The organism is Streptococcus parauberis NCFD 2020 (assembly GCF_000187935.1).
Lineage (GTDB): Bacteria > Bacillota > Bacilli > Lactobacillales > Streptococcaceae > Streptococcus > Streptococcus parauberis.
Genome location: NZ_AEUT02000001.1, coordinates 1,669,180 through 1,691,290 on the forward strand (window position 1 = coordinate 1,669,180; position 22,111 = coordinate 1,691,290).

17 protein-coding genes are annotated in these 22,111 nt (G+C 37.6%); 2 read left to right on the plus strand and 15 right to left on the minus strand.

Annotated elements, in window-relative coordinates:
* Positions 1-62: 62 nt before the first annotated feature.
* From SPB_RS08375 to SPB_RS08425, 11 genes are all read right to left on the minus strand, one after another.
* Positions 63-4,460: a PolC-type DNA polymerase III gene (locus tag SPB_RS08375; RefSeq protein ID WP_003106023.1), complete on the minus strand. Its 4,398-nt coding sequence runs from the start codon at positions 4,458-4,460 to the stop codon at positions 63-65.
* Positions 4,461-4,573: 113 nt separating this feature from the next.
* Positions 4,574-5,383 (minus strand): DUF975 family protein, encoded by an 810-nt coding sequence (locus SPB_RS08380; protein ID WP_003102403.1) that lies wholly within the window; start codon positions 5,381-5,383, stop codon positions 4,574-4,576.
* Between the two features lie 129 nt (positions 5,384-5,512).
* On the minus strand, positions 5,513-7,369 hold the full coding sequence (locus SPB_RS08385; RefSeq protein ID WP_003105719.1) for a proline--tRNA ligase: 1,857 nt from the start codon (positions 7,367-7,369) through the stop codon (positions 5,513-5,515).
* 23 nt (positions 7,370-7,392) lie between these two features.
* On the minus strand, positions 7,393-8,652 hold the full coding sequence (rseP, locus tag SPB_RS08390) for an RIP metalloprotease RseP (protein WP_003104692.1): 1,260 nt from the start codon (positions 8,650-8,652) through the stop codon (positions 7,393-7,395).
* Between the two features lie 28 nt (positions 8,653-8,680).
* Complete coding sequence (locus tag SPB_RS08395) at positions 8,681-9,475, minus strand: phosphatidate cytidylyltransferase (protein WP_003104075.1); 795 nt, start codon at positions 9,473-9,475, stop codon at positions 8,681-8,683.
* Between the two features lie 17 nt (positions 9,476-9,492).
* On the minus strand, positions 9,493-10,242 hold the full coding sequence (gene uppS, locus SPB_RS08400; protein WP_003103317.1) for an undecaprenyl pyrophosphate synthase: 750 nt from the start codon (positions 10,240-10,242) through the stop codon (positions 9,493-9,495).
* A 168-nt stretch (positions 10,243-10,410) separates the two neighbouring features.
* On the minus strand, positions 10,411-10,797 hold the full coding sequence (yajC, locus tag SPB_RS08405; protein WP_003106024.1) for a preprotein translocase subunit YajC: 387 nt from the start codon (positions 10,795-10,797) through the stop codon (positions 10,411-10,413).
* Between the two features lie 70 nt (positions 10,798-10,867).
* Complete coding sequence (locus SPB_RS08410; protein WP_003103525.1) at positions 10,868-11,212, minus strand: DUF6568 family protein; 345 nt, start codon at positions 11,210-11,212, stop codon at positions 10,868-10,870.
* Between the two features lie 100 nt (positions 11,213-11,312).
* Positions 11,313-12,308, minus strand: coding sequence for a UDP-glucose 4-epimerase GalE (gene galE / locus SPB_RS08415; protein WP_003102432.1), 996 nt, complete (start codon positions 12,306-12,308; stop codon positions 11,313-11,315).
* 2 nt (positions 12,309-12,310) lie between these two features.
* Entirely contained in the window at positions 12,311-13,786 is a 1,476-nt protein-coding gene (gene galT / locus SPB_RS08420; protein WP_003103637.1) for a UDP-glucose--hexose-1-phosphate uridylyltransferase, read from the minus strand.
* Positions 13,787-13,800: 14 nt separating this feature from the next.
* Positions 13,801-14,964, minus strand: a complete 1,164-nt coding sequence (locus SPB_RS08425) for a galactokinase (RefSeq protein WP_003102767.1) — start codon at positions 14,962-14,964, stop codon at positions 13,801-13,803.
* A gap of 142 nt (positions 14,965-15,106) precedes the next feature.
* Here SPB_RS08425 and SPB_RS08430 point away from each other — a divergent pair, with 142 nt between their 5' ends.
* Positions 15,107-16,105, plus strand: a complete 999-nt coding sequence (locus tag SPB_RS08430) for a LacI family DNA-binding transcriptional regulator (protein WP_003105561.1) — start codon at positions 15,107-15,109, stop codon at positions 16,103-16,105.
* 19 nt (positions 16,106-16,124) lie between these two features.
* Positions 16,125-16,682: a sugar O-acetyltransferase gene (locus tag SPB_RS08435; RefSeq protein WP_003104621.1), complete on the plus strand. Its 558-nt coding sequence runs from the start codon at positions 16,125-16,127 to the stop codon at positions 16,680-16,682.
* Positions 16,683-16,720: 38 nt separating this feature from the next.
* Here the strand turns inward: SPB_RS08435 and SPB_RS08440 are convergent, their stop codons facing one another.
* The 4 genes from SPB_RS08440 to gtfA form a co-directional block, all read right to left on the minus strand.
* A complete protein-coding gene (locus SPB_RS08440) occupies positions 16,721-18,337 on the minus strand; it encodes a glycoside hydrolase family 13 protein (RefSeq protein ID WP_003103529.1) in 1,617 nt (538 codons plus the stop codon).
* A gap of 89 nt (positions 18,338-18,426) precedes the next feature.
* The gene (locus SPB_RS08445; protein WP_003103388.1) at positions 18,427-19,560 is read right to left on the minus strand and encodes an ABC transporter ATP-binding protein; all 1,134 of its coding nucleotides are present in this window, start codon (positions 19,558-19,560) and stop codon (positions 18,427-18,429) included.
* A 128-nt stretch (positions 19,561-19,688) separates the two neighbouring features.
* Positions 19,689-20,549 (minus strand): helix-turn-helix domain-containing protein, encoded by an 861-nt coding sequence (locus SPB_RS08450; protein ID WP_003105474.1) that lies wholly within the window; start codon positions 20,547-20,549, stop codon positions 19,689-19,691.
* A 114-nt stretch (positions 20,550-20,663) separates the two neighbouring features.
* Complete coding sequence (gtfA, locus tag SPB_RS08455) at positions 20,664-22,109, minus strand: sucrose phosphorylase (protein ID WP_003105019.1); 1,446 nt, start codon at positions 22,107-22,109, stop codon at positions 20,664-20,666.
* Between the last annotated feature and the right edge of the window lie 2 nt (positions 22,110-22,111).

The window sequence follows — 22,111 nt, forward strand, 5'->3', positions numbered from 1 at the left end:
TCATTTTACCACTAGATAGTAATAAAGTCAATTACTTGATTAAGTAATTGACTTTATTTATTTTAAAAGAAATCTTCGAAGAGACTTAGCTGGTTATCCTCTGGCATATTTCCAAGGATTCCCATATCATCCATTTTTTCAACTAATGTGGATGAAGCACCGCCTCGTTTACGCAATTCCATTTTAGATAGGAATTCGCCTTCTTGGCGTGCTCGAACGATTTGTTTGGCCACATTTTCCCCCAAACCTTCCATAGCAACGAAAGGCGGAATCAAGGTGTCGCCATCAATTTGAAATTCTATAGCTTCACTGCGGTATAAATCGAGTTTGCCGAATTTATAACCACGCTCAAGCATCTCATTGACAATCTCAAGAGTCGTGAAAAGATCATTTTCAACGTTAGTTACTTCATTGTTCTTGCGTTTAATTTGAATATCTTCCATTCGCGCCTTAACAGCTTTTAAACCGCCACTCATTGTTTTCAATTCAAAAGCTTTGGCTCTAATGGAAAAGTATGCACAGTAATACATTAATGGGTGATGAACTTTGAAATAAGCTACCCGTAAGGCCATTAAAACATAAGCTGCCGCGTGAGCTTTCGGGAACATGTATTTGATTTTTCCACAAGATTCAATATACCAGTCTGGTACATTATTTTTACGCATGGCTTGGATATAAGAATTACGTTCTTCTTCAGAAATTTTCAACCACATCCCCTTACGAACCCGTTCCATAATGGTAAAGGCCATTTTCGGCTCTAAGCCAGCATGCATAAGGTAAACCATAATGTCATCACGACAACCAATAACGGTTTTTAGGGTTGCAATTCCTTCTTTAATCAAATCTTGGGCATTACCTAACCAAACATCGGTACCATGAGAAAGTCCAGATAACTGCAAGAGTTCGGCAAAGGTTGTTGGTCGTGTTTCATTAACCATACCACGAACAAATGACGTTCCGAATTCGGGAATACCAAGCATACCTGTTGGTGTGCCAATTTGTTCTGGTGTAACGCCAAGTATTTCAGTCCCTGAAAAGAGAGCCATAACTCCAGGGTCATCTGCTTGAATTGTTTTTGCATCGATACCTGATAAATCCTCTAGTTTTTTGATCATGGTCGGATCATCATGACCTAGAATATCTAATTTCAAGACGTTTTCGTCGATATCATGGAAGTTAAAGTGGGTTGTTTGCCAAGAGGCAGAAACATCTTCTGCTGGGAATTGAACTGGCGTAAAGTCATAGACATCCATATAGTTAGGAATAACAACGATACCACCCGGGTGCTGACCAGTTGTTCGTTTAACGCCGGCAGCACCTTTGGCTAGTCGATCAACTTCGGCATCACGATAGAATTTTCCAAAGTCCCGCTCATACCCCTTAACAAAACCATAGGCTGTTTTGTCGGCAACTGTACCTACAGTTCCGGCCCGGAAAGCATATTCTGCACCGAAAATATCCCTGACGTCCAAGTGAGCACTTGGTTGATCATCCCCAGAGAAGTTCAAATCGATATCGGGAACCTTGTCCCCATCAAAACCTAGGAAAGTTTCAAATGGGATATCTTGTCCATCTTTTTGATATTTAGTCCCGCAGTCTGGACAGTCCTTATCTGGCAAGTCATAACCTGAACCAACTGATCCGTCGGTAATGAATTCTGATCGTTGACACTTAGGACAAACGTAATGAGGTGGCATTGGGTTAACTTCAGTAATCCCAATCATGGTCGCAACGAAACTAGAACCAACTGATCCCCGTGAACCTACTAAGTAGCCACGCTCATTAGATCTGTTAACTAACATCTGTGACGCAAGATAAATCACCGCGAAGCCATTCCCCAAAATCGACGTCAATTCTTTTTCAATCCGTAAGTCAATGATATCTGGTAAAGGATTGCCATAAATTTCGAAGGCTTTTTGGTAAGTTAATTCGGCCACTGTTTCTTCTGCTTTTTCAATGAATGGTGTGTAAAGATCACCCTTTACAACTTCGACTTCTTCAATTCGGTCAGCAAAATCTTGAGTATTTTGAACGACAACTTGATAAGCTAAGTCTTCGCCAAGGAAGGCCATTTCATCAAGCATTTCATTTGTTGTTCTAAAATGAGCTTGAGGTAGTGGAGCAGGCTGAGCTCCTTCCCCACGTCCAATGGTTCTATTAATAATAGCCCCTTGTCCTAAACTGCGGACAATAATCTCTCGATAGATTTCATCCTCTGGCTCGATGTAATGAACATTCCCCGTAACTAGTACCGGTTTATTGAGACGAGCTCCCACTTCTATCAAATCTCTGATTATTTGATGAATACCTTCTTGATCTTTAATTAATTCACGCGCAATTAAAGGTTGGTAAATAGCAGGGGGCATGATTTCAATAAAGTCATAATATTTGCCGACTTCAACAGCTGCATCAACACCTTTATTTAAGACAGTGTCAAAAACCTCGCCCTCTGAGCAAGCCGAACCAAGTAGTAATCCCTCTCTGTATTGGTCGAGAATTGTTCGAGGTATTCTTGGTACGCCTTCAAAATAAACGACATTTGACAGGGAAACCAGTTTGAACATGTTCTTTAATCCAACTTGGTTTTGAACATAGATTGTGGCATGTTTAACACGGGCCTTCTTATAAGAATCTTCCGCCACCAATTTTGTGTTTAAATCTAAAAGATTTGTCACATTATGCTTTTCTCTGGCATCTTTTAAGAAAATAAAGAGGAGACGACCGGTAGCCTCGGCATCATAATTGGCCATATGATGGTGATCAAGAGCTACTTGAAATCGTTTGGTTAAAGGACCAAGACCATGACGCTTATATTCTGGGTAAAGATTACGCGCAAACTCTAATGTATCAATGACAGGCTGGGTAATCTTTGGCAAATTCTCTCTAGCATAATTAGCATTCATAAAGCCAACGTCAAAGCTGGCATTATGGGCCACTAAAACGGTATCTTTACAAAAAGCTTGGAATTCTACCAATACTTGATGCAATGGCTTAGCACCAACTAAATGATTATCTGTGATTCCTGTTAGTTCGGTTGTAAATGCTGACAAAGGGTGCCCTGGATCAATAAATTCATCAAATTGTTCCAAGATATTGCCTTTGTACATTTTTGAAGCAGCAATCTGAATCAAATCGTTATTCATAGCAGATAAACCAGTTGTTTCCACGTCAAAAACAACATAAGTACTTTCATGCAAATCCAAGTCTACTGGATCATATGAAATGGGAACCTTATCTTCCACAATATTGGCTTCAAGACCAAAGATTGCTTTAATTCCTGCTTTACGAGCACGGTGATAGCCATGTGGGAAACTTTGTACATTTCCATGGTCCGTGATAGCAACCGCCTTATGCCCCCATTTAGCTGCAGTATCAATCAGTGATTCAACAGTTGGTAAAGCATCCATGGTTGACATATTGGTATGAGCATGAAACTCGACCCGTTTCTTATCTGCTGGCATTAAATCCTTGCGTTCATGATGGACAATCTCCTTAACCTGTTGAACATTCATAGTTAAACTTTTGGTAAATTGATTATTCTCTACATTCCCTTGGACTCTCAGCCACGAACCTTTGGCAATCATGTCAAATTTACGCAGTTCGTCATCATCTTTTGCCCATTTTTGCATGGCAAAGCTTGACGTATAATCAGTCATCTTGAAGTTGATGATGTGACGACCAGTTCGCGTTGTTTTGCGTTCCACATCAAATACCATTCCCTCAAAGACAATCCGATTTTCCTCAGTCTCCACTTCAATCATCGGTGTAATAGGAGCCTTGTCAAATCCAGCTTGGCGTTGCGCAACCCGTTCTTTAAAGTCATAAGATGGTTTGCTTGCCTGTTCCTCAGGGGCAGGTTGCATCGCTTCAAGTGATTTTTGTGCTTCAAGATTTTCTTGAACAGCCTTTTCCAAAATTGCCTGGCGACTGTTATCAAAACTTTCTTGAAGTGTTTGGGTCATTTCTGAATCAGAGACCATGATAATCTCTAATTCCCCAAAACCAAAATCCGTAAATTGTTTGACCAAATTTGGAATGTGATTTTGTCTAAAGTGATCATTGTTAACAAAGTCAGGGGTCAAAATTTGGACTTGACCATCCTGAAAAGCAACCTTTAATTTGGCAAAAGAAGACTTAAAACTAGCTCCATTACAAGGCTCATGTTCAAAGGCTTCTTTATAATAAGCTTGTAAAAGTTGATCCGAAAATTCTGGATTTTCAACAGCAATATCAAACTTTATCTTGATTTCCGCAACTTCAAAGGTATACTTCAATCGATAGGCCAGTTCTTGATAGATTTCAATGGGCAATAGCTCCGCAAAGGAAAAATGAAACTCCCAGAGTCGTGACACAGAATGAACTTTAACTTCAATGATGTCCCCAGACGAAAAAGCACTTGAATTTCTCATTTCAAGCGGCATTTGGATCTGTTCCATTAGTTTTACGAATAAATCTGACATAGTTTTCTCCTGAATATCTTAGCCTATATTTTACCATAAATAGCAAGACATTTCGACCCTGACAATTAGGAAAAGAAAAAAGACTTGTTCCATAAGGGAAACAAGTCTTTCAATTATTTCACGATAACATCCTTAACTTCTGGTTGCCCCATTAAAGGAACATCCTTAACAATTTCTTCTTTTGATTCAACTATATCTTTTGGACTTGGTTCTGGATCAAGTTTTTTGGTAAAACTATTAAGTCCTTTATCAACTAATACATCATCATAAAAGGCCGCATTTGTAGCCATGACATATGGAATTAAGAAGAAATAACCAATCCCAGCACTAAGTGAAGCTAAGATAGCCCAGCCAATGAAGCTCAGTTGCAGAACAAAATAACGCCACTTATGACCATCCATTAATTCACGGCTACGGGTAATTGATTCCAGTGGTTTGCCGTCTAAACCTGATACCAAGCGATCAACCATAACATATGGGGCTTGTGAATAAGCAAGTCCTTTGATGATTCCAGGAATAACCAACAATAATCTCCATAAAAAGGTAAAGACCGCAATTAAAATATTTAATATTAAAAAATTAGTATAGTGCTTTGGTGTAAAGCCAAAAAGAACTGTCTCTTTACTATCTTGTTTTTGATTGCGAATTAAATCCATCGATCCTTTTGTGATGCCACTATATAAACCAACAATAACCAAAGAAAATATAACCAGGATAAGAAATGCTAAGACTGTCCCTGTAGTTGTCAATGTTGTATTACCATTCATATCAGTTGAGCCATAATTTAGCATTACTGCTATATAGGCCACCATATAAATGCAGGTTACAATTGCTGTTGGTAAAGATAGTGTCAGCAATGCCCACTTCCAATTGCCCTTTAGGGAATCTTTTGCTTGACGTTTTAACTCTGATCTACTTTTCATAGGTGGAACCCCTTTCCCTCTATTTTAGTATACCATGAAAGCAAGTTGAAAAAAATTAAAAACCTCATATCCACTTCTTATAATTGAAAAATTCGAAAAAACAAAAAGACCAGACGGACTGGTCTCTTCTTAATTCTCTTTTGTCAAAATTTCTAATGTTTCAGTTAAGTTTTCAGCATTGACTTCAATGCTGGCACCACTTGATTTAATCTTAATTTCAACAATACCTTCTGATGCTTTTTTACCAACTGTGACACGGATTGGCAAACCAATCAAATCACTGTCAGAGAATTTAGAACCAACACGTTCATTACGGTCATCCGTTAAGACTTCATAACCTTTAGCCATTAAGTCAGTTTCAATACGATTTGTTAATTCCTGTGCTTCTTGATCTTTGGTATTAACAGTAATCAAATGAACATCGAATGGTGCCAACTCTTTAGGGAAGTTAATTCCCCAGGCAAAACGATAGTCGCCTTTAGGCGTCTTACTAACGAACAGGCGCGCATGCTGCTCAATGACAGCTGATAAAATACGGCTCACTCCGATTCCATAACAACCCATAACAATTGGTACAGCTCGGCCATTCTCATCAAGTATGGTTGCTCCCAAGCTATCTGAATAGCGTGTGCCTAATTTGAAGATGTGACCAATTTCGATACCGCGGGCAAATTGAAGAACCCCATGTCCATCAGGAGAAATTTCACCTTCTTTAACTTCACGAATATCAACATACTCTGCTTGGAAATCACGTTCAGGATTGATACCAGTCAAATGGTAGCCATCTTTGTTTGCGCCGGCAACAGCGTTAGCAAGATTGGTCACCTTCCGATCAGCCACAATGCGAACAGTTTGAGGAAGGTTAACTGGTCCAAGTGAGCCAAAGTGAGCACCAAAGACAGCGAAAGCTTCTTCTTCAGTTGCTACTTCAAGAAAATCTGCTCCAAGATAGTTTTTCAATTTGACATCATTTACTTGGTCATTACCAACTAACAAAGCAATGACAGGCTCTTGGTCTGCCATAAAGAGAAGTGTTTTGATGGTTGCTGTTTCATCAATTGATAGAAATGCTGCAACCTCATCAATTGTTTTGCAATTTGGAGTTTCCACTTCAGCCAGTTCATTTTGTGCTTCAACTTTTTGAGATGGTTTATACTCATCGCTGGCCATTTCAAGGTTGGCCGCGTAGCTTGATTCACTTGAGTAAGCAATCGTGTCCTCCCCAGAGATCATCCAAGCTTTTAGTTCTGCCTTAATAGCATCCAAGACATCTTCAGGAATCTCATCTACCGATGGAATTGATTTATCAAGAACTAACCAACGATCAAGATCCGTACGTTCAGGCGTAATTGCCATGAATTCTTGAGAATCTTTCCCACCCATCGCTCCGCCATCACCAATAATACCTTTGAAATCAAGACCAGCTCTAGTAAAAATAGCTTCATAGGCACGACGGTAGTCTTCATAGGCAATATCAAGATCTTCATAATCAGGATGGAAGCTATAACCATCTTTCATGATGAATTCACGAGTGCGAAGCAGTCCATTACGTGGCCGTTTTTCATCACGGTACTTAGACTGAATTTGATAAAGGTTTAAAGGTAATTGTTTGTAAGATTTAACAGCATCACGAACTAATGTTGTAAACGTTTCTTCATGAGTTGGACCTAAGATAAAATCAGATTGGTCACGATTTTTCAATTTATAAAGGTCATCACCATAAGTTTCATAACGACCAGATTCACGCCATAAATCAGCTGTTAGTAAAGCCGGAGACAACATTTCAACTGCCCCAATTTTGTCAAATTCTTGACGCATAATGGTCTTGAATTTTTCAATTGTACGGTTAGCAAGTGGTAAATAAGCATAGATACCAGCCGAGACTTGTCTGACATAACCAGCACGAACCATCAAGGCGTGGCTGATAACTTGAGCATCACTTGGCATTTCGCGAAGTGTTGGAATAAGCATTTTAGATTGTTTCATTGTATTTCATTTCTCCTAGTTTATTAGAAAAAAGCACGCATAATATCGTTCCAAGTTACTGCAATCATCAATAAGACCATAATTGCAACACCTGCAAGCGTAATATAAGATTCAGTTTCTTGTTTCAGTGGTTTCCGACGAATAGCTTCAATTAAGTTGATGAAAATTTTACCACCGTCAAGTGCTGGAATCGGGATTAAATTAAAGATTCCAAGGTTGATTGATAGCATAGCCATTAAAGATAACACTGACTCAATGCCACTATTAGCAGCCTGATTAGACATTTGGTACATGGCCACGGGCCCACCTAATTTATCAAGACTAAAACCTGTGATTAAATTTTTCAGTGCTGTAATAATTAACAAAGCTCCGCGAACAGACATTTCAAAGCCACCAACAATTTTATCTTTGAGACTTGTTTTTATCTTGGTCTGAACACCAATGATATATTGTTTGCCATTCTTTTGGGGTTTTAAGTTAACTATTTTTTTCTTGCCATGCGACAGCGTTGTCACTTGCAAGCTTTGATTGTCTGCTAATTTTTGGGTTGACTGTTGAACAGCTTGTGTTAAATCTTCCCAATTTTTAACAGGGTACTGATTGATTTTGATAATTTGATCATCAGATTTAATCCCAGCTTTGGCAGCAGGGCCATTGTCCACAACACGGATCTGATTTGAATTATAGTCAGGAACACCGCCTTGAACGAAGGCTAAGACGATGAAGACGACCAAGCCAAGTATGAAGTTGTTCATCGGGCCAGCAAAGTTCGTGATCAATCTTCCCCAGATGCTAGCATTTTGATACTGAACATCTTTGGGGGCGATGCGAATTTCTGTGCCGTCTTCTTCAACAATTGTTGCGTCATGATCAACCGCATAGGTTTTGCGTTCATCAATCACCAATCCTGTGATTTCAAGCTTATCTTCTAAGTCATAAGCGGTCACATTCATAGGCAAACTTGTTGGATCAATCTTATTTTGAGATAAGTTAATTCGTTTAACCAGCCCTTGTTCATTCAAGGTCAAAGTGACCGGTGTTCCAGTTTTTATTTCAGTTGTGTCATCACCCCAGCCGGCCATGCGAACATAACCACCTAAAGGTAAAATACGAATAGTGTAAAGGGTACCTTCTTTGTCAACTTGTGAAAAGATTTTCGGACCCATCCCTATTGCAAACTCACGAACTAAAATACCAGACTTCTTTGCAAAATAGAAATGTCCAAATTCATGGACAATGACTAATATTCCAAAGATGATAATAAAGGTAAATAAACCTAACATAACATTCCTTTCAGTCTATTTATTGGTTTTAGAATAAACCAAATAAATGCATAATTGGAAAAACAAAAATCATCGAATCAAAGCGATCTAAAATACCACCGTGTCCTGGAATTAGTTTCCCTGAATCTTTAACACCAAAATGACGTTTAATAGAGCTTTCCACTAAATCTCCAAATTGGGCAAAGACTGAGAAACATGCCACAAAAATCAACATTAAGAAGAAATTAAATGGTGCATAGACTGCTTTATCAACCAACATAAAAATTAAGGCTACGACAACTGCAGATAAGATACCGCCTAAACTACCTTCAATTGTTTTATTAGGTGAGACTTTTGGCAATAATTTACGTTTTCCATACTGGCGACCAATCAAATAAGCACCAATGTCTGTTGCCCAAACAATAAAGAGAGCTAACAAGACTTTATCTATTCCAGCCATTCTTGCATGAACAAGGTTTTGGAAGCCAATCCCGACATATAGACTAGCTGCAATCGGAAAAGCTGCGTCATCAAATGAATAACGTTCACTGTTAATAACAGTTCCAGCTAAAATTAAGAAGACAAACAAGCCATAACATGCAAAACTGGCGTCTATTGGTAAGAAAGTTAAGTATGAATCCATGGGAATTGTCAACACGAATGCAGCCATCATTGCGAGAGCTCCTTCAAATGAAAAAATTTCCAACCGTTTCATCTTGAACATTTCAGAGACTGCAATCATGGCTAAGCCTCCGACAAATAGTTGGAAGGGCAAGCTTCCAAACACTAAAAAGGGTAAAAAGATTACAGCCGCAATCAAGCCCCATATAACGCGTTCTTTCATAAAAACAATTTCTCCTACTAAACCCCACCAAATCGACGTTGACGGCGGTTATACTCTTCTAAAGCTTCAATCAGCTGTTCCTGTTTAAAATCAGGCCAGAGGACTGGTGTAAAATAAAATTCACTATAAGCTGACTGCCAAGGTAAAAAGTTGCTAAGACGCAACTCACCACTAGTCCTAATAATATAATCCGGATCTCGATAGAGATATGGAAGGTGATCAGTCATTAAATAATTGGCAATCAAGTCCTCAGTAATATCACCTGGGTTCAAATTAGCATCTAAAACATCTTGAGCAATATTGCGAACAGCCAAAGTAATTTCAGCACGACCTCCATAATTCAAGGCAAAATTCAGTATTAAGCCTGAATTACGTCGTGTTCTCTCAATAGCATTATTTAAAGCAGTTAATGTTGCTTCTGGTAAACGGTGTGTTTCACCAATCATTTGAATACGAACATTATTTTTATTTAATTCAGGAACATATTTGTCAAAGAATTCAACAGGTAAGTTCATAATAAAATTAACTTCGTCTTCAGGGCGAGACCAATTCTCAGTCGAGAAAGCATAAACAGTGAGAACTTTTATACCCAAATCAGAAGCGGCGATTGTTACTTCTTGAAGTGCATCCATTCCTGCTTTATGACCAAAAATGCGTGGTTTTAGGCGTTTCTTTGCCCAACGGCCATTGCCGTCCATGATAATTCCAATATGTTTTGGAATTTTATCTAATTTTGTATTTTTTGATTTTACTTTTAGTCCAAACATGTCTTTTCCTTATTTTAAGCGTACTTACATAATATTTTACCATAATAACCACTATTTTACTTACCTTTTATAGTCGATTTATGTAAAAAATGAGCCCCTATAGCTAAATGGTAAACAAATAGCTACAAGAACTCATTTTGGATCAATATTATATAAATAAAAATAATATTATTTTGTTTCACTAATTGCTGATTCTTCTTGCACAGCTAGGTCAGTATCTTCCACAACTGGAAGACTTGCTTCTTCAGTTGCTACAGCTTCTTCTTCAGTGCTTGCAACTGTTTCAGTTACAGCATCACCTTTTGAGATAACGCGTTTGATCGCTGATAGCTCAAATGGTAGAAAGACACCATCAACATCTAAAATAACCCGGTTAGCCTCTTTATCAACATCATCGACAAATGCATACATGCCACCGATGGTAACAATTTGATCACCTTTAGCAATTGCATTTAATTGGTTTTGGCGTTCGCTAGCTTGTTTTTTTTGTTGACGTTGCATAACAAAGATTAAACCAATCATTACTGCAAACATTAATATTGTTGAAAGTCCCATAATTTCTCCTTAAGTCTATATAAAAGTCATGATTAACTATATCAAAATTGCTATCAGATAGCAAGTTAGTCTATGCATCAATAAAAGTAGCAATTGCTTCTTCACTCAATGATGAATCACATATCCGACGAATTATTCCTTGATCAGTAACCACTAAGGCTGGAACGGTTGGAATATTATGTAACTCTCTAAAGCGAGAAAGTAAGGCCATATCATCGATGTTATCACTAGCAATATAATAAACTGTTAAATCATATTCTTGACTGATTTGCGCCAACTTTGGTGCAAATCGTCGACAAAAACCACAAGTTTCACGCCCTAAAAAAGCAATAACCTTGTCTTCATTTTCTATTTTAGTAATCAACTCTTGAATGGAAATTTCAGTGAAATGATTTAAAGCATCCTCAAAATTCATAATTAACTCTTCTCTTTTAAATTTATATTGCTATTTTATGCAAAAAGTAATTATTTTTCAAGAAGAGAGACTAAAAAGACTAAAATTAGTCTTTTTAGCTTTATTTTTCGTAACCATTAGGATGGCTTGATTGCCACGTCCAGGCAGTTGCGATGATTTTTTCGATATCATCAAATTCTGGTTTCCAACCAAGAATCTCACGCGCTTTACTTGAGTCAGCAATCAAGCTATCCGGATCACCATGTCTACGTGGACCAATTTCAGATGGGATTGATTCTCCGGTTACTTTTCGTGCCACCTCTACAATTTGCAAATTCGAGAAGCCTGTAGAGGAACCTAAGTTAAAGGCAGTTGATTCATTACCTTCTTTTAAATACTTAACAGCAAGGCTATGCGCTTGCGCCAAATCAAAAGGATGAACATAATCACGGACATTTGTCCCATCTGCAGTCGCATAGTCATCTCCGAAGATTGTAATCTTGTCGCGACTTCCTTGTGCAACTTGCAAAACGATAGGAACCAAGTGCGTTTCTGGATTGTGGTCTTCACCTATGCTACCATCTGGTTTATCACCAGCAACATTAAAGTAACGAAGAGCCACAAATTTGATGCCATAAGCTTGATCACACCAAGCCATGATTTTTTCCATCATCAACTTGCTTTCGCCATAAGGATTAATTGGCTTTTGTGCTGTACTTTCTTTGATTGGCATTTCTTCAGGAATCCCATAAGTGGCTGCTGTTGATGAGAAGACAATGTTTTTCACGCCACATTCGTTCATCACTTCCAACAATTTAACCATTCCTACAGTGTTATTATCGAAGTATTTAAGGGGGTTCTCCATTGATTCACCGACTAATGAATAAGCCGCGAAATGAATTACTGCATCTACTTGTGGATTTTCAGAAAAAACTTGACGCATAAAAGCCTGGTCGGCTAAATCACCTTCATAAAACTTAGCATCTTTATGGACTGCTTGACGATGCCCTGTAACCAAATTATCAACGACTACAACTTCTTCATGCTCCACTTCAATTAAACGATCAACCATATGTGATCCTATGTAACCAGCACCACCGAGTACTAAAATTGCCATTATTATTCTCCTTTTAAGCCCAAGTTTGAGATAAAGCGAGCAAAACCGACCTTACCTTCAGCTGTGTTCTTATAAACTCCAGCATCTTCTAAAACTTTGACGAAAACTTGTCCCACTTGTTCTTGAACATAATCATGCACACTAGCTCGGTCAAATGCACCAGCTACTTTGATCTGATCAGCCCATTCCTTGTGATAGTCTGCTATGCTATTATACTCATCTTGAAGATATTTTTCAACTTCCAAAAGTTCATCTTTTAACCTTGGCGGAAGAATCGCTAAGCCCATTACCTCAATTAGTCCGATGTTTTCTTTTTTAATGTGATGTAAGCCTTTATGGGGATGATAGACTCCGTCAGGAAATTGATCTGTCGTGTGATTATCACGTAGAACAAGGTCTAATTCAAAAAGTTGGCCGTGCTTGCGCGCAATCGGTGTTACCGTATGATGTCGTGTTTCTCCTGTATATGCAAGGATGTCCAGTTCCGCGTCACTATAATCACGCCAAGTGAGTCGAATTTTTTCTGCCAGTTGACTCATTCTCTCAGCATTTTTTCCTCTTAAACGGATCACAGACATTGGCCATTTAACAGTGGCTGTTTCAATATCCTCAAAACCTTCAATTGTGAAGACTTGGTCCAGTTCTGCCAAAGCCATCGGAAAATCATGACGCCCTCCTTGGTAATGGTTATGCGTTAAAATTGAGCCTCCAACTATTGGCAAGTCGGAATTTGAGCCTGCTATGTAGCCCGGGAATTGATCAACAATGCCTAATAATTGGTCAAATGTTTTTTGACTAATCACCATTGGAAGATGTTGAGTATCTAAGAAAATGCAATGTTCATTGAAGTAGGCATAAGGCGAATATTGGAAGCCCCATTTTTCACCATCTAAATCCATCCGGATAATTCGGTGATTAGCACGCGCAGGATGATCAATTCTCCCCTGATAACCTTCATTCTCCATGCACAACTGACACATTGGATAAGTTGAACTTTTAACTAATTTTGCTGCCGCAATAGCTTTGGGGTCTTTTTCAGGTTTAGATAAATTAATGGTAATTTCCATATCCCCATATTCAGACGCCGTTTTGAAAGCAATATTTTTGGCAATAGCTGACACTTTTATATAATTATTAGCCTTGCTTAAAGCATAGAAATCAGAGATAGCCTTATCAGGAGATTTTTGATAAGTATCCCAAAATTGCTTGTTCAAATGACTTGGGGTTGGAGTAATGAAGTTCATTAATTCCGCACCCAAACAGTCTTTTTCTTCTAGTAAAGCTCCAACCTTTCCATTAGCTACTGCCAAGTCAACTAATTGATCTTTCAGTGCAATAAGCTCTGTTTGATTGCATTCTTGATCACTACCTTCCTCTCCAACAAGTGTCAAAACTCTGTTGTACAAGTAGATGTAGTCTTCTTCTTGGTAATCGGATGCAGCAATAACTGCATTAACAAATTGTTCAATTAGTTTCATTTCTATCACTTTCTTTAAAGTAGGTGTGAGCCTTGGGCAATTTCTGCAATATAAAAAGCTGGAGCATAACCAATGACCTCAGTATAGTGTTTGCCGACTACTTCTTTAAAGGCTTCAACTTTATCTTTGGCAACTATTGCAATTGCACAGCCACCAAAACCTGCACCAGTCATGCGAGCTCCAAGGACACCTTCTTGCTCCCAAGCTGTGTGAACTAATGTATCCAATTCAATACCTGTAACTTCATAATCATGTTCCAAAGAAACATGAGAAGCATTCACTATACGTCCAAAGTCTTCTAGGCGCCCTTCTTCCAAAGCTTTACGAGCATTTAAGGTACGTTGATTTTCTAATACAGCATGACGTGCCCGTTTGATACGGTTGCCATCTTTAATGAGGTAAGCAAATTGATCAAAGGTATTCGCATCTAATTCACCTAATGTTTTTATGTTTAATTTATCATTCAATTCTTCTACAGCTTTTTCACATTCTGCACGACGTTCATTGTATTTAGAATCAGCTAACTCACGTCGTTTATTAGTGTTCATGATGACAATAACATGGTTGCCCAAGTCTAATGGAACTAAATCATATTCTAGGGTATTTGTGTCCAAATAGATTGCACGCTTATCAGCGCCCATCCCGATTGCAAATTGATCCATAATTCCTGAATTCACACCAATGAATTGATTCTCTGTTAGTTTACCAATTTTTACTAGGTCTAACCGTTCTAATTTAAGATCAAATAATTTTTCACAGACAATTCCAACCAACAGTTCTAAAGAAGCTGATGATGACAAGCCTGAGCCATTAGGAATATTACCAAAGACATATAAATCAAAACCAGAATCAATAACATGTCCAGCCTCTTGCAAGAATTTAATTACGCCTTTAGCATAGTTAGTCCAGTTATCTTCTTTTTCAAAGACAAGATTGTCTAAGTCAACTTCAATCATTCCAACTTCTTCAAAGTTACCTGAGTAAAAACGCAATTTTTTATCTTCTCTTTTTCGAGCTGCACCATAAGTCCCTAAAGTAATCGCCGCTGGGAAAACATGACCACCATTATAATCAGTGTGTTCACCAATTAGATTAATACGTCCAGGTGAAAAAAACAAATCATTGCTTTCTTCTCCAAATACCTTTTTAAAAGCTTCTTGTAGTTCTAAATTAGTCATTTCTTTGCTCCTTTTATTCTATTACCTTTATTCTAAGAAATCATTGAGAGATAGTCAAATGTTTTACTAAAATTTTACTAAATATATAGCACATTGGTTTTATCTATGTTATAATAACCATAAACTTCTAGAAAGGAGCCTTATGGCAACATTAAAAGATATTGCAAAACTCGCAAATGTATCACAAGCTACTGTATCACGTGTTTTGAATAATGACCAATCCTTATCAGTTGGGGAGGCTACTCGCCACCGGATTTTAACAGCTGCTGATCAACTTGGTTATTCTAAACATCAAAAGATAACCAATGCTCCTAAAATTAAACAACGGATTGCTATTTATCAATGGTATAGTCAACAAGAGGAATTAAATGATTTATATTATTACTCTATTCGAATCGGTATTGAAAAAAGAGCTCAAGAGCTGGGTTATGATGTGGTTCGCTTCTTCAATAATGACACATTAGTAATAGACGAATTTGTAGTTGGGATTATTGCAATTGGTAAATTTTCAAAAAAACAGATTAAAAGTTTAGAACGAAAAAGTAATGTCTTAGTTTTTGTCGATTCTGATACGCTACCACAGGGACACCACTGTGTAACAACTGATTTTGACCATTCTGTTCAAGAGGTGATTGATCATTTCTTACAATATGAGTTAACTAAAATTGGGATGATTGCCGGTGAAGAACGGACTAGCGATCAAAGTGAATTACTGATTGACCAACGCTTTAGAACTTTTAAAAATTATGCTTACGAAAATGGAATTTATAATTCTGATTTTATCTTTGTTGGACCATTTTCTGCTCAATCAGGCTACAATTTGATGAAAGATGCCATTCAAACTTTGGGAGACAAGTTGCCACAAGCTTTCTTTGTACCCAATGACACCTTAGCTGTTGGAGCCATGAAGGCTCTTCAGGAAGCACAAATTTCAGTTCCTAGTCGTGTCAGCCTTATTTGTTTTAATGACACGGCGATTACTAAACAAGTTTTCCCAGCCTTAAGTTCAATCACAGTCTATACCGAAGAAATGGGTATTACAGCCGTCGATATTTTAAATAAGCAATTGATCAAGCCTGGAAATAGCGTGACTATGACTCGCCTAGGCACAAAACTAACGCTACGAGAATCTAGTATTTAAGATAAATGCGGAGGAAAAAATGACACAATTTGACCAAATGCACAGTGGTGAATTATACTTACCGACTGAACCTGATATTTTATATGAGCAACTCAATTGTCAAGATTTACTCTATGATTTCAATCATACACGCCCAAGTCAAAGGAAAAAAAGAGAAGAACTTCTAAAAATAATGTTTAATGAATTGGGAGAAAATGTTTATATTAAACCTCCACTTAACGCAAACCGGGGCGGTCACTTTTATAAAATCGGCAATAATGTCTACATTAATTACAATTTAACAATGGTTGATGATACAAGAATCACTATTGGTTCTCATACCATGATTGGACCAAATGTAACCTTGATTGCCGGAACACATCCACTAGAAACTCAACTTCGTAAAGAGGGATATCAATATAACCTGCCTGTCTCTATAGGCGAAAATTCTTGGCTAGGAGCAAATGTGACCGTTTTGCAGGGTGTAACCATTGGCAACAATGTAGTTGTGGGCGCAAATAGTTTGGTAACAAAAGATATACCTGATAATACACTGGTCATGGGGTCACCAGCCAAAATAGTAACAAATTTAGATTAAAAAAGAGAACCGTTGGTTCTCTTTTTAGATTTTTCTACTTAGTTCTCATGATACTTTAAACAAAATGCATCCCATGCTTGTAAGTGTGAGCATGCTTTTACTTGGTCACAATCTGTATTGGAAATAATGACTTGGTGATTTCCTTCAGGTAATTTGAATGCTTGTTCTTGGTCAGACAGATTGACTACGACGAGATACTTATCTTGACCTAATTGGCGTTGGTAAGCGAAGACATTGTCGACGGATTCTAACAGTTGGAAGTCTGCTTCGACCAACCAGTCTTCTGTTTTGCGTAAGCTAATGAGATTTTGATAGGTGTAGAAGAGTGAGTCTTTATCAGCCAAGGCTGCTTCTACATTAATCTCTTGGTAATTTGGATTTACTGGTAACCAAGTTTTTCCTGCTTCTGAAAAACCAGCCTTGGCTGAAGGATCCCATTGCATAGGGGTCCTTGCATTGTCACGGCCAATCCGTCGGATACTTTCCATGATATCCTCCATCGCTTTGCCATTTTCCAAAGCCTCATGGGCATAGTTGACGGATTCAATATCATCAACTTGGCTCAAATCTTGGAATGGATAATTGGTCATGCCAATTTCTTCTCCTTGATAGATATAAGGTGTTCCTCGCATTAAATGGAGAAGGATAGCGAAGGCTTTTCCTGACTTAACACGGTTTTGTCCCGTATCTCCCCAAATAGAAAGGATACGTGGCAAGTCATGGTTGTTCCAAAAAAGTGAATTCCAGCCCTCACCAAGTTTTAGTTCTGTTTGCCACTTGGTAAAAATTTTCTTCAAAGCAAAAACATCGAGGCTCTCAGTAAATTCCCATTTTGGTTGATTGTCTTGATGTTGTAAGCCAATGTGTTCAAATTGGAATACCATGGAAAGCTCATTATTTTCAGGGCGTGAATACTGTTTAGCTATTTCTGGTGTTGCCCCCCAAGTTTCACCAACTGTCAGTAAATCATGATTACCAAAGCTAGATTGATTCATTTCTTTTAAATAGCTGTGCAGTTTGGGTCCATTGCCTGTGATTTCTTGATCAGGTAGTTTACCAATCAGGTCAATCACGTCCATGCGGAAACCACCAATTCCTTTATCAATCCAATAGTTCATCATGTCATAAATTTTTTGACGAAGCTCTTGGTTTTCCCAGTTCAGATCTGGCTGTTTCTTGCTGAATAAATGTAAATAGTATTGACCTGATGCTTGATCTAATTCCCAAGCTGACCCTGAGAAAGTCGATGTCAATGCATTTGGCTGATCACGCCAAATATAATAATCACGCTCTGGACTATCTGGATTTTCCTTAGCTTCAACGAACCAAGCGTGCTCATCAGAGGTATGGTTAACCACCAAATCCATGATAATTCTGATATCACGCTTGTTTGCTTCTGCAATTAAATTATCCATGTCAGCCATGTTCCCAAAGATAGCTGCAATAGCTTGATAATCCGCAATATCATAACCATTATCATCCATCGGCGACTGATAAACAGGTGATAGCCAGAGGGCAGTGATGCCTAGTTTTTGCAAATAGTCTAGTTTACTTGTGATACCTCTTAAATCACCAATCCCATCAGCATTACTATCTTTAAATGATTTAGGATAAACTTGATAGATTGTCGCCTTATGCCACCATTTTTGTATCATAATCCATATACTTTCTAATAATTTATTGAAACAAAAACCCCAAAATTATATTTTCGAGGTCTCTGTTTTATTCTAGGAGGAATAGCAAATTAACGAATTGCTTGTTCTGTTTCCAAGTCAAAGAAATGACCTTTTGATACATTAAATGTTAAGTCAACAACTTCCCCTGGGTTGTGGAAATCACGCGCATCTACGCGAGAAGCAAATTCAGTAGTACCTTGTTTCACATAAAGCATTGTTTCTGAACCAAGTAATTCTGACACTAAAACTTCAGCTTTAACACTTGCACTTGGGAAAGTATCCTGAACAAGTTTATTAGCAGAAATATCTTCTGGACGAATACCAAAGATGATTTTTTTACCTTTGTAACCTGCTGCATTAAGAACTTTTTCTTGTCCTTCAGGAATAGCAATATCTAAACCTTGGTCACTAGTTAAACGACCATTATCAACTGTTACTTCAAAGAAGTTCATGGATGGGCTTCCAATAAAGCCGGCAACAAATTTATTGGCTGGTAAGTTATACAATTCTTGAGGTGAACCAACTTGTTCAATTTTACCAATTGTTCCATTACCTTCTGGATTTTTAGTAGCACTCATGATAACAATACGGTCGGCCAATGTCATCGCTTCTGTTTGGTCATGGGTTACATAAATTGTAGTTGATCCGATACGGCGGTGAATTTTTGCAATTTCAGCACGCATTGAGACACGTAACTTGGCATCCAAGTTTGATAGCGGCTCATCCATCAAGAACACTTTTGGATCACGGACAATGGCACGTCCCATAGCAACACGTTGACGTTGTCCACCTGACAAGTCAGCTGGTTTACGATCTAAGAATTCAGTCAAACCAAGGATAGTTGCTGCTTCTTTAACACGTTTATCAATGTCATCTTTTTTATATTTACGTAGTTTAAGACCAAATGCCATGTTATCATATACAGTCATATGTGGATAAAGGGCATAGTTTTGGAAAACCATGGCAATATCACGGTCTTTAGGTGATTTGTCATTGACTACTTCGCCATCAATTGATAGTTCACCTTCTGAGATATCTTCAAGACCAGCAATCATACGAAGTGTTGTTGATTTACCACATCCTGAAGGACCAACGAAAACGATAAATTCTTTATCGCCGATTTCTAAATTGAAATCCTCAACTGCATAGTGAGTTGTGTTTGGGTATTTTTTATAAATGTGATTTAAATTTAATTGTACCATGGGTAGCTCCTGATTTTCTATTAAACTGTATACTAAAACAGTTCCTTAATTAGCTATAGTATATCAAAGATAACGTTTTCATAACATAGACAAAGCGCCCAAATTTCTTTGGGCACCTTGCACAGTCTTTATTTTTTTTCTATAAATAAATAGGCGAAAGCCAGATCATCAAGATTCTTGAGGTTTAAACCAGATTGTACTTTAAGCTTGTCTAGCTTGTACTGTAAAGAGTTTCTATGAATGTATAGTTTTTGTGCAGATTGCACCAAGTTTCCTTGAGATTGCCACATTGCCACAACCATATCTGACATGTCTTTATTTTGTATTAAACAATGGTTAAAATGAGCTTCAACAGTTTTTAAAGGAATAACTGCAATTAGGGACCATAACATGAGTTCTGGAAAACTAACAACTTGATGGCTTCTTTTGTCAGCTAAGTAAGATGAAAACAGGTTATTTTCTTCTTTAAAATAAGCTGATATTGGCGCCAAACTATCCTTGGGCCATTCATTCCCAATAAATACTCTGAATGCTTGACCAAAATCATTTTCCAAGGTCGGTAGAATATCTATCAACGTAGCAAAATTATCAGTTTTTGTTTGATTATCGATCAAAAAAGCCGTTCTTGTTTGACTGATAGCAATGTGATCTATGACAGTCCCTATAACAGTCCCTATAATTGAAGATAAAACATCATTGAATTCTTGAGACAGTTGCTCCTGATGGTTAAAATAAATAAACTGATAAGCGCTTAGCTCCTCTGGAACATCTCCCTTACCATCAACAAGATAAGCATGCCAGGCCGATCTATGCTTTTCAGCAGGGCTATTTTTATGGGCTAGCACTTCCAAAAGAATAAGTTCGCGCTTGGTCAAGGAACTTATTGGGAAATGAAGGTATTCTTCCCCATCTTGTATGCTTATCCAATCTGAATCAAAAATTGGAAAATAACTTCTTTTGACTTCCGGGAAATAGGCTTTCAATTCCATATAGCATCCTTTCTTAAACTTCATATAAAAATTATAACATATAAAAAGAGTTAGCTAAATCTCAATGTTAGGAAAACATCTTATTTAGATAACTCTAGTAAATTAGGAGTATTCTTAATCAAATAATACGGTTTGTCCATTTTCTATTACTTGATAGGTGTCATCGTTTAAGTTAAGCTGTAATTCAGCCGTTACACTCTGATCTTTATTGCTTCTTACAATGACAATTGAATTATCATCTGGTGTTTGTACAGAGATACTTCCTTCAAGATCAAAAGCATATGAATTATTCCTGTAACTAAATAGTTTCAAGAGTGATTTCACTAATGGACGTTCCACTTCTTTTGCAATTTCTTGGCTAGTGTAGTAATGTCTGTTGATATTTCGACCTTCTTTGGTGCGCTCTAGCAATTCCAAATCATTCTTACCTGCAAGGAATCCTACGTAATAAACTTGCGGAATCCCTGGCGCAAAAGCTTGGATGAGGCGTGCAATAAAGTATTTTTTGTCGTCATCGCCCAAGGCTGAATAGTAGGTTGAGTTGATTTGATAAATATCTAGGTTGTTATATTCAGCAGATGAGTACTTACGTTTAACATTTGCTCCGACTTTGTAAAGCTCATTAGAAGCATAAACAATTTCTTCATCTGTTAGAATGTCCTTCACATCGACCACACCAATCCCATCGTGAGTGTCGAGAGTTGTAAACTGTTTCATTGGACTCATCTCTAACCATTTAGCAAGTCGCTTTGTTTTTCCACTATATAGGCTGAAAAGAGTAACCATTGGTAATGCAAAGTCATAGACAAAATAATCATGATCTGCAATCTTAAATTGAATACTATAGTGTTCATGAATTTCAGGAAGAATTTCTGCTCCTGCTTCCTTAGCAATATCGCGAACTTTATCTAATAGTTCCCAAATATCTGGCTCAACAAAGAAATCATTACTATCTAGTTTTTTTATTGCATAAGCAAAAGCATCTAAACGAATCAAGTCACATCCATTTGCCACTAAATGTTCAATCGTTTTCTTAATAAAGTCCATTGTAACTTCTTTGGAAACGTCAAGGTCAATTTGTTCTTCACCAAAAGTATTCCAGAGATATTCTTTTTGACCATCCTCAAATACAATTTCTTGTTTAGGAGCTCTATCTTTTCGCTTGTAAATCAAATCTACATCGGCTTGTGTTGGTCTATTTTCTGGCCAAAATTTGTCCCAGTTCAAGAAAAGATCTTTATACTCGCTAGCCTCATGTTTTTCTTGGTAATCTTTATAATAAGATGATTGCTTAGAAATATGATTAATCATAAAATCAAACATAAGGTAGTATTTTTCACCAAGGCGTTTGATATCTTCCCAATCACCAAAGACAGAGTCAACTTGTTCGTAATTAACTGGAGCAAAACCACGGTCACCAGTTGATGGATAGAAAGGAAGCAAATGAACCCCTCCAACTGAATCGCCAAAGTATCGTTCTAAGTTATCTTGCAACTCTTTCAGATCCTTACCTAAACTATCTGAATAGGTAATTAACATTGTTTTATTTGTTAGTGTCATAT